Annotated in this window: 9 protein-coding genes and 1 pseudogene; all 10 read right to left on the reverse strand. The window is 40.0% G+C overall.

Features of this window, described 5'->3' with window-relative positions; genetic code table 11:
- Window positions 1-4: 4 nt before the first annotated feature.
- A complete protein-coding gene (locus tag NSQ79_RS05935; protein ID WP_339313352.1) occupies window positions 5-511 on the reverse strand; it encodes a hypothetical protein in 507 nt (168 codons plus the stop codon).
- Window positions 504-2,717 carry a single-stranded-DNA-specific exonuclease RecJ gene (gene recJ / locus NSQ79_RS05940; protein ID WP_164332252.1) on the reverse strand — a complete coding sequence of 738 codons (2,214 nt, stop codon included), beginning with the start codon at window positions 2,715-2,717 and terminating at the stop codon, window positions 504-506. Before recJ ends, NSQ79_RS05935 begins: the two co-directional genes overlap by 8 nt.
- Window positions 2,718-3,022: 305 nt before the next feature.
- Window positions 3,023-3,427, reverse strand: coding sequence for a GNAT family N-acetyltransferase (locus NSQ79_RS05945; RefSeq protein ID WP_045001800.1), 405 nt, complete (start codon window positions 3,425-3,427; stop codon window positions 3,023-3,025).
- Window position 3,428: 1 nt separating this feature from the next.
- Window positions 3,429-4,139 carry a class I SAM-dependent methyltransferase gene (locus NSQ79_RS05950; RefSeq protein WP_014633247.1) on the reverse strand — a complete coding sequence of 237 codons (711 nt, stop codon included), beginning with the start codon at window positions 4,137-4,139 and terminating at the stop codon, window positions 3,429-3,431.
- 11 nt (window positions 4,140-4,150) lie between these two features.
- A complete protein-coding gene (locus tag NSQ79_RS05955; RefSeq protein WP_164332251.1) occupies window positions 4,151-4,918 on the reverse strand; it encodes an SDR family oxidoreductase in 768 nt (255 codons plus the stop codon).
- Window positions 4,918-5,847 (reverse strand): ribonuclease Z, encoded by a 930-nt coding sequence (rnz, locus tag NSQ79_RS05960; RefSeq protein ID WP_002884122.1) that lies wholly within the window; start codon window positions 5,845-5,847, stop codon window positions 4,918-4,920. Before rnz ends, NSQ79_RS05955 begins: the two co-directional genes overlap by 1 nt.
- A gap of 31 nt (window positions 5,848-5,878) precedes the next feature.
- The gene (locus NSQ79_RS05965) at window positions 5,879-6,520 is read right to left on the reverse strand and encodes a cystathionine beta-lyase (RefSeq protein WP_004182664.1); all 642 of its coding nucleotides are present in this window, start codon (window positions 6,518-6,520) and stop codon (window positions 5,879-5,881) included.
- A complete protein-coding gene (gene hflX, locus NSQ79_RS05970; protein ID WP_164332250.1) occupies window positions 6,513-7,751 on the reverse strand; it encodes a GTPase HflX in 1,239 nt (412 codons plus the stop codon). The genes NSQ79_RS05965 and hflX overlap by 8 nt, the downstream gene beginning before the upstream one ends.
- 378 nt (window positions 7,752-8,129) lie before the next feature.
- Window positions 8,130-9,299: pseudogene (locus NSQ79_RS05975) on the reverse strand (FtsW/RodA/SpoVE family cell cycle protein); the annotation flags it as partial.
- 140 nt (window positions 9,300-9,439) lie between these two features.
- Window positions 9,440-14,239, reverse strand: coding sequence for a glycoside hydrolase family 70 protein (locus NSQ79_RS05980; protein WP_175062568.1), 4,800 nt, complete (start codon window positions 14,237-14,239; stop codon window positions 9,440-9,442).
- Between the last annotated feature and the right edge of the window lie 166 nt (window positions 14,240-14,405).

Consider the following 14,405-nt stretch of genomic DNA (forward strand, 5'->3'; position numbering starts at 1 on the left):
TTAATCAGAGGAACATCTTTGTTGCACTTGACTTGACAATTAGGGAAGTATTTTGTTCTTTTAAATCAATAAAATTTGTATACTTCAATTTTCCATCAGATGAAGTCATATATAAAATTCTTTGACTTGGAATTGTCTCTTCACCTAACGATTCCATTCTATCAAAGTCAGTCGTTATATTAAGAATAGGCCTTACCGAGTTTATTTGTTCTTTTTTGTATTGCTCATTTTGCTCTCTAAGCGTGATTTCAATACCCCGTAAAGTTATAAGACTAGCAATAATAGAACCATAATAAGCCAACCAATCGTATCCTAGATTTATACTTAAACCAAAATGGACATTGAAAAATCTTTCAAGAATTACATATATAACAGGTAATAAGGATAAAGCTACAAAAAAGAACTTAAAAGATTTTATTAATTTTTTCAATAATATCGGTATCTTTGCTAACAATTGATAGAAATTTATTTCTCTTTGATCATTTTCATTTTGATTATTTGTACTACCCATGCCTTTCTCCTTTAAGCCAATCATAAATTTCCTGTGGTGTTCCCAGAGCCATGAGTTCTTGGAACTTAACGAGTCGTTTCAGATCTTGGAAAATCTGACTGTCCTCAATCTCACGTTTTTCAGCTTCTTTATTGACTGTCATAACACCATTATCAATAGTCACAAAGTCCAATTCATCAAAGATTTGAATCATCTTAATCAGGAGAATCTTGTCGATTTTAAGGTAATGACTAAGCTCATCCAGTTTATAACGAACATCGAATTCTGGGAATTGGTAAATGGTTTTATAGAGCCTTGCAAATTGCTCTCTTGTTCCATAACCTGTCAGATAATAGGCTTCCTTTATATTATTTTTAAAATAGATAGCCTGGAAATCTTTACCTTCAAACCACTCTTTTAATTCTGTCGCTGATTCAGGTAGGGTGTTGAGGACAACGGCAGGTTCTGTGTCTGCTGCTTCTTCTACCGTTGGTACGCCTTCAGGTAGTGCCATATTTTTTGAACGGAAATCAAATAATTGAACACCATCCACACGCGCATCTTCTAGCATGAGCTGTAGCGTTGTCTGACCATTCCAAACATTAACAGACAAGGTCACTGCCAATTCCAAACCTTGAGCTTGTTGAAATTCTTGAAGCAGATTACCTTTATTAAAAGCGACAACGTCAAAGCTATCCTTGCCTTGCTTAACCTTAAACTTAAGATGGGCCCCATTTTGTCCCATTGTCCTAGCTTGAGTAACGGTAATATCATGTAGCCAAAAGACTGGCTTTTTATTATCCATACCAAAAGGTGCTAGTTTTTCTAGACTCTTAATAGTATCCAAGCCAAGCTCGCTGAGTTGGAGCTCCTCGTCTAAATTAAGCGTATTTTTGGCACTTGTATCAATCTCATTATCGTAGACATAATGACACAAAATATCTGAGAGTTGACCAAGATTTTCCTCCGGAAGGGTCATCCCAGCGGCTCCAGCGTGTCCTCCAAATGCAGTAAAGATATCTCGGTGATCATCAAGGGCATGGAAGATATTGATTGATTCCAAACTACGGGCTGAACCCTTAGCCAGACCATCTTCAATATTCAAAACCACTACTGTCTGGCTGATTTGTTCCATGATGCGCCCAGCCACAATACCTAGAACGCCAGGATGCCAACCTTCCTTAGCCAAAACCTGAACTGGTTTGTCCAAGTCTACCATGGTCATGGCTTCATCAAAGATTTTTTGAACAACTTCCTTACGTTCTTCATTTTTAGCATTGATTTCCAAAGCAATGGCCTGAGCTTCCTCATCGTCAAATCCGGTCAGTAGTTCAATGGCTGGATTTGGATCATCTAAGCGTCCCAAGGCATTGAGTTGAGGAGCTAGTTTGAAACCTACCGTTTCTTCGGAAATCGTTGTTAGGTCCACATCTGAAATGCGGAGCAATTCTTGAAGCCCGATACGCTCAGTAGTCTTGAGAATTTCCAGGCCGACCTTGACCATAATACGATTTTCATCCGTTAGGCTAACCATATCAGCAATGGTACCAATGGCTACCAAATCCAACATCTCTGTAGGAATAGTTTCAAGGAGGGCAGTTGCCAATTTGAAAGCTACACCACATCCTGCCAAATACTTAAAAGGATAATCGGCATCCGGATGCTCTGGATGTACAATGGCATAGGCATCTGGAAGCTGTGCCGGCATGCTATGGTGGTCTGTAACGATAACGTCCACACCTTGCTCTTGCGCATAAGCAATAGCTTCATTTCCCGCAACCCCATTATCCACTGTAACAATAAGTGAAATGCCTTCCTGCTCAATGAAATACTTATAGACACTTTCGTTTGGCCCATAACCATCTGTAAAACGGTTAGGCAAATAGACTCGAGCTTCAGCGCCCATCATTTCAAGAGCTTCCTTGACAATCGATGCTGACGTCATCCCATCCGCATCATAATCTCCATAGACTAAGATTTGCTCATAATTTTCAATGGCCTGACGAATTCTAGCCACTGCCTTGTCCATATCATGAAGAAGATAAGGGTCATGAAGATGTGATAAATCAGCCTTAAGAAAGTCTTCAAGGGCTTCTGCTGTCGTCACGCCACGTTCATAAGCAATCTTGGCTGCTGTTTCTGCCAGTCCATGTTCTTTGGCAAGTTTAAAAAAGCCAGCATCTGGCTCTTTTGTGTTTATTTTCCAATCATACGTTGATGTAATCATGTTTTTATATTTTCTCCCTGTCATCTAGTCTACCTATTATAACATGAATAATTTTATCATAGTGGATAGAAGCCTAAGTTTCCTAAAAAGAGAATGGAAAACATCGAAAGGTGCTTCGACTCGTGGTACATTTCCAATTAATACCTACTTTTCTAGACTAAATAAAAAACTGGGTATTGCTCCTTATTTGACTCATGTTTTCTCAAATATTCTTCTCTTCTTTTTATCTAGGTCTATTCTACTATCATTTTCAAGTAATATTAGGAAAAACAAGAAAAGGATTCCCTATTTGGAAATCCTTTTCATCAATATTTATAAATCATCCCTGTACAAGCTTGCTCTGAGAGTTCGACAAAGCCCAAGGATTGGTAAAAGGCTAAATTTTTCTCGCTACGATCAGTTGCAAGGAGCCGTTGATAGACATTGGGGAAAGTTGCTAAAGCCTCTTCTAAGAGTTTCTTTCCGATCCCTTGGCGTTGGTGATCTGGTCGCACCAAGAGGTCCTGTACAAAAATGACAGAGTGGCCATCTCCTACTAAGCGAATATAGGCTACTAACTCTTCCTCATCATAGACTGCCAACTGCCAGAGACTAGCTTTGACAGCTTCTTCCAACATGGTTGGATTGTTAGTATAATTGGTCCAGCCGACTGAACTGTACAGTGCGAGTAGGTCTGTCATCTCTGGAATCTCTTTTTTATAATTTAACATCTTAACTCCTTTTTAACCTATAGTGCTGGAAGAAGGCGATATCCCGATAAGGGAACTCTTGGCAGGCTGCCAGCTCCATCTTGAGCATAGACTCTCGCCAGCCTTCTTGGCCCTTGAAGCGGTTGTCCTGCAAGGCATAAAAGACACGGATTCCTTGGTAGTCTTTAATTTCAAGAACTAGATTTTCTATTACTGCATCAAGATCATAGGCCTGAGCCAAACCCATGGAGTGGGTTTCCAGATCTTGGCCTGCTAGTAAATTGAGGGCCTTCTGAGTATCATTTTCAAAGACGACGGTCTGTAGGACTCGGCCGACTTCATTATGCTTGACGATAGAGAGCAGGCCTCCTGGTTTCAAGAGGCGGATGAATGCCTTGAGAACAGCCTTGCGATTCTCTACATACTCTAAGACATTGTGGCAGAGAATGACATCAAAGCTAGCATCCTCAAAGCTTTCTAACTGATCCAGACTCCCGACTAGTTGCTGATATGGGTGATCCTGAGTCCGCAAGGCTACCATTTCTTCATTGGGTTCTACAGCTAGAACTTGATTTTCTTGAGCCAAGTGGTTGGCCACAAGGCCAAAGCCACTGCCAAAATCAAGAACTCGCTTACCCTTGATATCCTGTAATTGGTCAAAAAGAATATCATAATAGATTTGACCCCAGGGTTGCTTGAGATTCTCTAAATACGCTTGGATATTTGCGGCCATCTAGTATCCTCCTATTTGTAGTTAAACACATTCGTAGCTAGTTTGTCCGAGATGCGTGGAAAGAGCGCATAGCCTTTGTGTGCAACTGCTAATAGTCGTGGCAAGTTAACTTCACGTTTGTTTTTACCCAGAATACGGACAATCTTTTTAGCCACGTATTTAGGACTGAGGACAAACTTCTTAACACTCTCAAGATAAGCTCCAGAGGGATCTGCTTGGTCAAAGAAGCTTGTCTCAATTGGACCAGGATTGACTGTTGTCACATAGACTCCCTTATCAGCAAGCTCTAGACGAAGGGCATCTGAGAAGCCAATTACCGCAAACTTTGTCGCTGCATAGATACTTGAGTTGGCTGTCGCAATTTTTCCCGCCATACTGGCGATATTGATGATATGGCCATGGCCTTGCTCGACCATTTTCTCAGCCATCAGACGTGAAAAGGTCATCGTTGCAAAGGTATTGATATCAAACATATCACGTACCTCTTGGCTAGTGTAATGATCATAAGACTTGAATTCACCGAAACCAGCATTATTGATAAAGACATCAATACGTCCAAATCGTTGATAGAGATAATCGACCATTTCGTTTATGGCATTGTCATCTCTAAGGTCAATGGCAAGGCAGGTTTTATTTTCCACATGGCGATAACATTTCTCAAGTTTATCCTTGTCTCTTCCTAAGAGGATAATGCCATCACTGGGTGAGAGCTGCTTGACAATTTCTTGTGCAAGCCCTCCTGAGGCACCAGTAATAGCGATAATACGTTGTTTAGCCATTAAATCTCTACCTCTTCTAAGTCACGAACGATGTGGGTGTTTTCGAAAATTGTTTTAGCATCTGCTGCCATCTTACCGATATCACGCCCCAAGAAACGAGCTGATACGTGATTTAGAAGAAGGCGTTTAGCTGATGCATCCTTAGCAACTTGAGCTGCTTGCATGTTGGTTGAATGCCCATGGCTCTTGGCAATTTTTTCGTCACCCTTACCATATGTGGACTCGTGGACTAAGACATCTGCCCCCAATCCAAGACGAACACTGGCATTCGTCTTACGAGTATCACCTAAGATAGTAATAACCTTACCTTTCTTAGGTGCGGAAATAAAGTCCTTGGCAATGATTTTAGTTCCATCTTCAAGAACCACATCTTGCCCATTCTTAATTTGACCAAAAAGCGGACCAAATGGCACACCTGCTGCTTTAAGGGCCTCAGCATCCAAGGTTCCTTCAAGATCCTTTTGAACCACACGGTAACCAATACAAAAAATGGTATGATCCAACTTATCTGCATAAACAGCGAACTTGTCATTTTCCATAACCAAGCCAAGCTTATGCTCATCAATTTCCTTAAAATGTACATGGTAAGGGAGGCGTGTCCCAGAGGTACGAAGACTGGTCATAACATATTGTTTAATACCGACTGGACCATAAACCTCTAAATCTGTTTGTTCTTCACTCGATTGGAAAGAACGGCTAGCCAAGAAACCAGGTAGGCCAAAGATATGGTCTCCATGCATATGTGTGATAAAGATTTTTTTAACTTTACGAGGTTTGATTGTTGTTTCTAAAATCTGACGTTGGGTACCTTCTCCACAGTCAAACATCCAGACCTCATTGATTTCATCGAGTAACTTTAGAACCAGACTCGACACGTTACGGGCCTTGGAGGGCTGCCCGGCACCCGTCCCTAAAAATTGTAATTCCATGACTTCCTATACTTTCTATCTATCGTTCTTCTTATTTCTGGACAATATAAGCCAGGCATTCACGCTGAGCAAATCCGTAATAAACAGTTTGCCCTTTATATTGAGATAAAAGTTCCACTAATTCATCTTGATTGAAGCTAGCCAACTTAATGACATTCCCCTTCAACTTAGTTACACGACTAAGTAACTGTGTCTCAGGTGTTAACTCTTCCAATACTTCTTCGTCAAAATCAACCTTGGCCATCTTAATTTGAGTGCCTTCAAGATAAACCTTATACTGAGGAAAAACTTGAGCAAGCTCAAACAAAATACTGGCCGTTGGAACCTCTAAATGCTCGGCAAAGACTAAAGCCACCTCATCAGCATTTTCATAGCAAAATCCATAGGATTTTCCTGACAAATTGAGGCGAATAAATGGCTTGCGCTCATCAAAAGATGGTGCAGGGTTAAAGAGGTTCAACTCTTTTGAAAGGTCCAAGTAGTAATCCGTCGCTGCTTCAGGAGATTGTTTTTGGTAAATCTCTGCAAAATAAGCATTAATCACGCTTGGTGGCGGCGTAATGAAGGCCAATTTTTGACTGTCCGAAAGGTCTGACAAGGTATTTTTCAAATAGACCTTATCTAAACTTGTAAAACCACCATATTTTAAAGCTAAATCCATATAATCAGTCATAAAATTCTTCCAATTTCCATTTATTTTTCGGTGAAATATAACCTGTAATTTTTTCCACTTCTGTCTCAAATGTGTAGCTATCTAACAAAGCTAATTGACTCAATTGATAAAGTTTATAAGCTTGATCCTGATGGACCTTAATACTAAAAGGTTCAAAAATCTGTTGAATTTCATCAATCAAGAGTCTTCTGAGTGCCTCACGACTTCCCTTGTCACGTGCAGAGAGGCGAACATTAGGAAAGACTGTGGCTACTAGATTATCAGCTACATCCATCTTATTGTAAATTGCTAGGCGAGGGGTATCAGTCATGTCTAAGTCTTTTAGAATGTCTAAGACCACCTTCTCATGTTCTTCGTGATTAGGATCACTCGCATCAATGACATGCAAAAGAAGGTCCACATTACGACTTTCTTCAAGAGTTGACTTAAAGGCAGCAATCAATTCTGTTGGCAAGTCCTGGATAAAACCAACCGTATCTGTCAAGGTCACTTGAAACTGATCCTTTAAGTAAATTTTCTTAGTCGTTGCATCCAAGGTCGCAAAAAGTTCATTAGCCTCATATTGCTTATCATCCGTCATAAGGTTCATGATCGTTGATTTCCCAGCATTGGTATAACCAATCAAACCAATTTTAAAGGTACTTGAATCAACACGCTTTTCGCGAATGGTTTCTCGGTTCTTCTCAACAATTTTTAACTGGCGTTCAATATCAGCAATCTGGTTACGAATCGAACGACGATTAAGCTCCAATTGACTTTCACCAGGTCCACGGCTACCAATGCCCCCTGCTTGACGACTGAGCATAATCCCTTGACCAGCTAAACGGGGCAACATGTATTTAAGTTGAGCTAGGTGAACCTGAAGTTTCCCTTCATGGCTTCTGGCCCTCATGGCAAAGATATCCAAAATTAATTGCATACGATCAATAACTTTTACGCCAAATGCTGCTTCAAGATTGGTATTTTGACGAGGCGTTAAACGGTTATTGACAATGACCGTAGTAATCTCATCCGCATCCACCATGGCTTTAATTTCTTCTAATTTTCCTGAACCTACGAAAGACTTACTATCATAGCGTTCACGTTTTTGGGTATAGCTAGCTACAACCTCTGCTCCTGCAGTTTTGGCAAGACTGGCAAGTTCCTCCATTGACATGTCAAAATGCTCTATTTCTTGCAATTCAACACCTACTAAAATAGCACGTTCTTGCTGTTTGGCTGTCTCTATCATAGCAAACCCCTTTTCAAAATAGTCAACTTCTATTATACCACAGGCAGGGGCAAAGAAAAGGTCACAGACCTTAATTTTTTTTCAAAGAAAAACAAGTTGGATTAACCAACTTGCTTCTTCTTAATGTTTACGTGTCGGTTTCTTTTTCGAACCCTTACGACGCTTCCCTTGATGAATGCTTGGCGTATTTTGAGAAATGGTTTGACGCATTTTCTCAGTGGCCTTATCAACCTTATCTTTAGCCTTGACCAATTCTTGAGAGGCCTTGGTAACACTCTTCGAAGGCTTGTTTTTCTTAGACTTGCTCTTAGAAACAGGTTTCACTTGACTAGTTCCAGATGTACGCATACGACGAGACATAGCCAGGAGAATTTTATTTTCCTCGTTGAGGTTAGTCTGATAAGCCATTGAAAGTACCAAACCAACACCAATCAAGTTAGAGATGAGTGATGATCCCCCTTGAGAAATAAAGGGCAAAGGAATACCTGTCAAAGGAAGAATCCCAACTGCTGCCCCAATATTTTCAAAAATATGGAAGACAATCATCATGATAAAGCCTGTCGAAATAAAGGTATAGAAACGATTGTTAGATTTAAACGTCACTCGCAGCATGCGGTAAATAAGGAAGAGATAGGTTAGAAGAACCAATCCACCACCTACCAAACCAAAATCTTCCGCAATGACTGTGAAAATCATATCACTCTCACGAACCGGTACGTTCAACTCCAGATGATTAAAGCCTTTACCATAGATTCCTCCAGTACCAATCGAAATCATCCCTTGTGTCTGTTGAAAGGCGATACCATCTGCATAAGTGAAGGGATCCAACCAAGCTGAGATACGGTTAATCTGATAGGTTTGTACCCCCATCTTGAGCATAGCTTCCTTACCCCAATCTGTGGTAAATATCATTACAAACAAGGCTAACCCTGTTGCAAAAGCTAGAACTACCGGCAAGATAATACGCCAGGATATCCCCGAAACCACTACGATACCGGCTAAAATAGCCAGAAAGACTAAGGCCGTCCCCATATCTCCTTGAAGAACTAGTAAACCTAAAACAGGGAGCGTGACTGCAACATATTGGAAGAGCAATAACCAGTCATCCTGAAGGTTGGTCACTTCCTTACCTTGCTTAGCCCAAACACCTATTCTCGATAGAAAGAGAATGTAGGATATCTTCATAAATTCAGATGGTTGGAAAAGGGTGACTGATCCAATGCTTACCCAGTTTTTCGCTCCTGTTGAGGCAACCAAAGCAGGAGAATAGAAAACAAGAGGTAGAACCATAAGCCCCAGACCGAAAATATAGAGCCAGGGGGTTACCTTCCAAAGAAACTCTGTATTAAATAACATGACAACAAAAGCAAGTACTGAACCTAGAAAAATCCATAGTACTTGCTGAGACATGACTTGCACAAGATTCTTTGGGTAATCAAAATTTGTCGCTATAAATATCGAAACCAAACCAACCAGTAGCAATATGAGAACTGGCAGGAGAATCGAGTAATCTATCCGACTTTCAATAATATTTTTTGACTTAGCCATGTGTACTCCAAAATAAAGATTTAGCAAGAGTTATTATACCACTTTTTTACCCAGACAAATGACCTGAATGTATAAAAGTTAGACAATTTTTTACGAAAAAAGCAACCACAAAAGTGATTGACTTCTTTCATTCATTAAACTTAATTCGACACGTAGCCTTTACCTTGAGCGTTGAAGTATACCCATTGCCCTGAAGGAATTTTAACCCAACGATTAATAGACTTTTCCCCTGTATGAACATCATAGTAAGAGATTGAGCCATCAGGATTCGTAGCAGTTGCCCCCTTCACTTGCTTACCAGTTTGGTCAAAGTAAAGGTGTTGACCGTTGATCGTCTGTTCGCCAACAACAACTTCACCCTTGGCATCTGCATAATACCAGTTGTTATCTCCACTAGTGAAGAAGGTTGATACTAACTTATTACCAGTATTCCAGTGGTAGTATGAGCGACTACCGTCAGTGTTCGTTACGAAAGCACCTTTAACCTGCTTACCATCAGTATCAAAGAAGAGTTTTTGACCGTTGATAACTTGAGCTCCTGTAACGACATTACCTCTATCATCAGCATAATACCATCTATCATGACCGGTAGTGAAGAAGGTTGATACCAATTTATCACCGGTATTCCAGTGGTAGAATGAACGACTACCGTCAGTGTTCGTTACGAAGCCACCCTTAACTTGGCGACCATTAGCATCAAAGTAGAGGTGTTGACCATTGATGACCTGAGCACCTGTGACATTACGTCCATATGAGTCTGCATAGAACCAGTTGTTGTCCCCAGTAGTATAGAAGCCTGGTGTATGTGCCTTAGTCACAACACCCTTAGCATCGACATTAAAGGTTTGACCATCAACTACTAGTGATGTATCAACAAGTTTCACACCTGTGATTGCATCGTAGTATGAAGTCGTACCATCAGGATTGTTCACGAACTCACCTTTAACTTGTTTACCTGATTCATCAAAGTAGAGTTCGTCTCCATTGATGGTTTGCGCACCACGAAGAACGTCACCTTCGTTATTTGCATAGTATGTGGCATCACCAACTTGGAAGAAGCGGTTCTTAACTTGAACACCTTTTTCATTGAAGTAAAGGTTCTGTTTACCTACCTTAGTAAATCCAGTGGCAACATAGCCCTTATCATTAGCGTAGTACCAGTTACCATCTTGTTCAAAGAAGCCTGAGTACTTACGTTCACCTGAATCGCCACAGAAGAACATCAAATGGCCGTCTTTTGTAGGAATGAAGATACCTTTAGCTTGGTAACCATTGTCATAGAAATATTTTTCCTTACCTTCTACTTCAGTCAAACCAGTAGCCATGATGCCACCCTTGAAGAAGTATTGATAGAATTTCTCTTCCTTACCACTATCATCTTTAACGGTAACTTCTTTCCAACCAGTTTGAGTCGTCAATTTACCTGACTTACCATAAACCAATGATTGACCTTTGGCATTTTTAATAACACCATCAGTAAACATGACACCATTCGGCAAGAAGAAATAGTTTGAACCGTCGATAGCTTGTTCACCAGTTACAAGGTAACCCTTATCGTTAAAGTAGTATTGCTTACCGTTATAAGTTACAAACTGACTCTTAGCTTGAGTACCTGATGTTGTGTAATAAGTTACACCTGTACCATCATAGGCAAAACCAGTCTTAGCTTTTGTATCACCAGTCAAGGCTGCTGGGAGGAAGGTACCTTTATCGTTAACGGTGAAGTACAATTTACCATCGCTGAGAACATAGTCAGAACCACGTTTTTGGATGTTTGTACCGTTAAAGTATTTAGCTTCCCACTGTTTAATCTTCACAGATGGATCAATTGTCTTACCAGACGCTTCCATAACTTCTTTGAAGATTTCTGGATAAAGTTTTTGAAGTTTGTCGAGGAAGGCACCACCGTACTGGGCTTGGAAATCATTACCTGATGACTTGGTATTTGTCACATAAAGTTTATTAACCAAGCTAGTATCATCAAGGACCTTACCATGTGTATCAGTACGCGTAGCAGTCACTACTTCTTTACCTGGAAGGGTGTACAATTGGTCTGGAACCCAGTCAGCAATGACCTGAATACCTTGTTTGTGAAGAGCCTTGAGGGCATCACGAAGGTCTTCTTTTGAACCGTATTTATTGTTTTTGCTCATGGCAAAGTCGTAACGGTCTGTGAAGGCATAACCATTTTCAATAATAGAATCAAGGAAAGTGCCATCCTTAGATGAGACATATTGAGGTGCAATCTCAAATGACGTAATACCCCATGACTTGAAGAGGTCTGCGTTAGCTGCAATCAATTTGTTAGTGTATTGACTATCCTCTTTGACAAAGTCTTGGAAGTTTGAGAAGCCTTCGTAAATCACTTGTGCTTCAAGTGCTGCAGAAGAGCTATAAACCTTATCCCCTTCTTTATAGGCTTTTGTTGATGGTTTAGCAAGAACGTTTTGATCGTCAGTCGCACCTACTGGTACCCAAACTGAAAGGTAACCACTCATATCAACAGTCTTAAAGCCTTTGATTTCATCAGCTGTGAAGACAAGATTTCCTTGTGCATCTGTGTATTTAACAATCTTAGTATCTGAATCATTCAATGATGACACAATACCTTTTTCCGTACCAAGCAAGAGTGGACGATAAGCTTGATTCTTGTGGGCTGCACCCATATTTACAGTAATAGTTTCACCATCTGCTAATTTCAAATCCGGGTTATTAGCAATAAGGGTCAACATACCTGAATTGCGACCGTATTTTCCACCTTCTGTATCTGTCTTAGACATCAAATCTTGACCATAACGGACAGAGACAAGAACTTCTTTATTGTCTTTAGCAGATGATACCCCATCACCAGCAAGGTTGTGGATATAAGATGTTTGACCACCAGCTACATACTTAGGACGCGCTTTAAGAAGAGTTGTGATTTGATCAAAGTATGGTGATTTCTTAGCCATGTATTGACCATTATCAGTATACAAATCTCCATAATAAACACGTGTTGCCGCACCCATTGTTTGAAGCATCAAAGCATAGGCAGCAGGAATATTTGAATGCGTATATTCCTTATCAACTTTCAACATATCAGCATTATAAATATCGAAAGCTTGTTTCAATTGATCTAATGTGAAAGTGAAACCATCTGTTGTAGGATCAATTTTTTTACTGATAATGTCTGCGATAACCGTTTGAACTTCTGAGTCATGTGCACGAACAAAGAGGTAGGTTGCAAAACCAAGTTGATCATATGAAGTGACTTCTGCACGGTTTGAGAGACCGAAATAACCTCCGTTAATAAGGTCCTTCATTGATGCATTACGTGCACCTGTACCTTTATTAGTTACTGGACGAGTTAATCCGTGAACAATTGACAAACGGAGACCATTATCCATAGAAAGAGCTGCTGTGTTGTGCTCATTCACATAATATGGGTCATTGTGTGACCATGCTTCAAGAATAGAGATATTCGCAAGGGCACGAGCTTCCGACTCATTAACCTTGTATGCAGCCTTCATGTATGAAGACACTAATTGAAGCATGTCAACGCTAACATTATCCACAGCATCAACACGTATACCATCAAAGTGAGCATCCTTGTCCTTATCACCAAAGACGATTTGTCCCCAGTTCATAAAGTAATACAATTGGTTAAGCATTTCTGCTTGAACGACTGGATTAGAGTTGTCAATGTCATTTGAGAGCAAGAATTCATAACCACCATCGCTACCATTAACAATCTTATGATTTTTAATATAACTTGTCGCCGTTTGATTAAGCTTACGATAATCAGAGTTAGCCCATTTAGTTGAATCGCTGTTCACAAAAAGAAGCGCACCTTTTTGGAAGTGTTCCTTACCTGGCGATTCAGAATTAATGTTCCATTTATCTTGGTCTTTAACAAAAGCCTCGATTGACTGACGCAACCAGTCTGTTGACTTATTAGCAGCAATCTTAACTTCAATCTTACGTTGGAGGATTTGAGCTGCGGCATTCAAGCTAGCTTGAGAATTTTCAATCGTAAAGACATCTTTTGTTTCTTCACCGTTGCTAAGAGCCTTAGTCATGTAATTCAAGTAAGCTACTTGAGTATCCTTATCAGGCCACCAAGACATCAAAAGTGGACGAAAATCTTTTTCAGTTGACGCTTTCCAAGTTGTACCAGCTTCAAGGATTTCTTTTGGACGGTACCAACTGTCTGCTGTCAAATAACCATCAACAAGTTCAAAGCTTGCTTTAGTTGAATCGTAGGCAGCATTATTTTTTGTAAAATCAGTGACTAGATTTGTTGTTTCTTGTGTAAATGAATACGTTGATGTGCTTGAAAGGGCACCATTTTCATCAAAATAAAGGACCTGACCATTTACAGTAATGGCAAAGTTTTTCTTGTGTGATCCATCTTCTAAAAGATAGTAATATTTACCATCTTTTTCTTTTTTAATATTATCGAGTGAGACTGCAGCCTTAATTTCAGCTTCAGAAAGCTCTTTAGACTTCTCAGTCGTTGGAGCAGCTACTCCAGCATTTGCAGCGACTTCTGATGTTGTAGCTGTTTCTGGTTTAGTAGCAACTTCTGGCTTAGCAGTCGTTTCAGGTTTGGCTTCAACCTCTACTGCTGCAGCTCTATCACTAGTTGTTCCTGAATTTGGTTGAACTGTCGTTCCAGCTGGTTTGTCAGCAGTAACTTCTGCTCGCTCTGTTGTTGTGGCATTTGAAGTATTTGCAACCTCAGTTGTTGTGCCTACCTCTTTTTCAACCACAGGATTTGTATTTTCCCCGACCGTAGTTGTTGAAGGTGATCCATTAGAGTTATTTGTTTCTTCTGCCGAAGCGAGTGAAGATGTGGCAACACTACCACCAACAATGGTAGCCAAAGCTACTGAAGCGACAGCCAAAGTAACCCACTGCTTCTTCACTTTGTGCAGTTTATAGCGTACTTTATTTTCCATATTCAATTTTTCCCCAATATATTTTTTGTCTTAAAATCTACATCTTAAAGACTTACTTATTATATCATTTTTTATTATCAAAAAAAGTTAATAAAACTTATTTTAATGATATTTTTATCACATTAATAATAGATTATAATTTCGTCATAAAAAAGACTCGTTCCCA

The organism is Streptococcus sp. FSL W7-1342 (assembly GCF_037966635.1).
Taxonomy (GTDB): domain Bacteria; phylum Bacillota; class Bacilli; order Lactobacillales; family Streptococcaceae; genus Streptococcus; species Streptococcus salivarius_D.

Bases quoted from the DNA above. Each gene is read 5' to 3' on its own strand.
- NSQ79_RS05935 (WP_339313352.1), bottom strand. From the start codon at position 511: ATGGGTAGTACAAATAATCAAAATGAAAATGATCAAAGAGAAATAAAT.
- NSQ79_RS05950 (WP_014633247.1), bottom strand. From the start codon at position 4,139: ATGGCCGCAAATATCCAAGCGTATTTAGAGAATCTCAAGCAACCCTGG.
- recJ (WP_164332252.1), bottom strand. From the start codon at position 2,717: ATGATTACATCAACGTATGATTGGAAAATAAACACAAAAGAGCCAGAT.
- NSQ79_RS05945 (WP_045001800.1), bottom strand. From the start codon at position 3,427: ATGTTAAATTATAAAAAAGAGATTCCAGAGATGACAGACCTACTCGCA.
- NSQ79_RS05955 (WP_164332251.1), bottom strand. From the start codon at position 4,918: ATGGCTAAACAACGTATTATCGCTATTACTGGTGCCTCAGGAGGGCTT.
- rnz (WP_002884122.1), bottom strand. From the start codon at position 5,847: ATGGAATTACAATTTTTAGGGACGGGTGCCGGGCAGCCCTCCAAGGCC.
- NSQ79_RS05965 (WP_004182664.1), bottom strand. From the start codon at position 6,520: ATGACTGATTATATGGATTTAGCTTTAAAATATGGTGGTTTTACAAGT.
- NSQ79_RS05980 (WP_175062568.1), bottom strand. From the start codon at position 14,239: ATGGAAAATAAAGTACGCTATAAACTGCACAAAGTGAAGAAGCAGTGG.
- hflX (WP_164332250.1), bottom strand. From the start codon at position 7,751: ATGATAGAGACAGCCAAACAGCAAGAACGTGCTATTTTAGTAGGTGTT.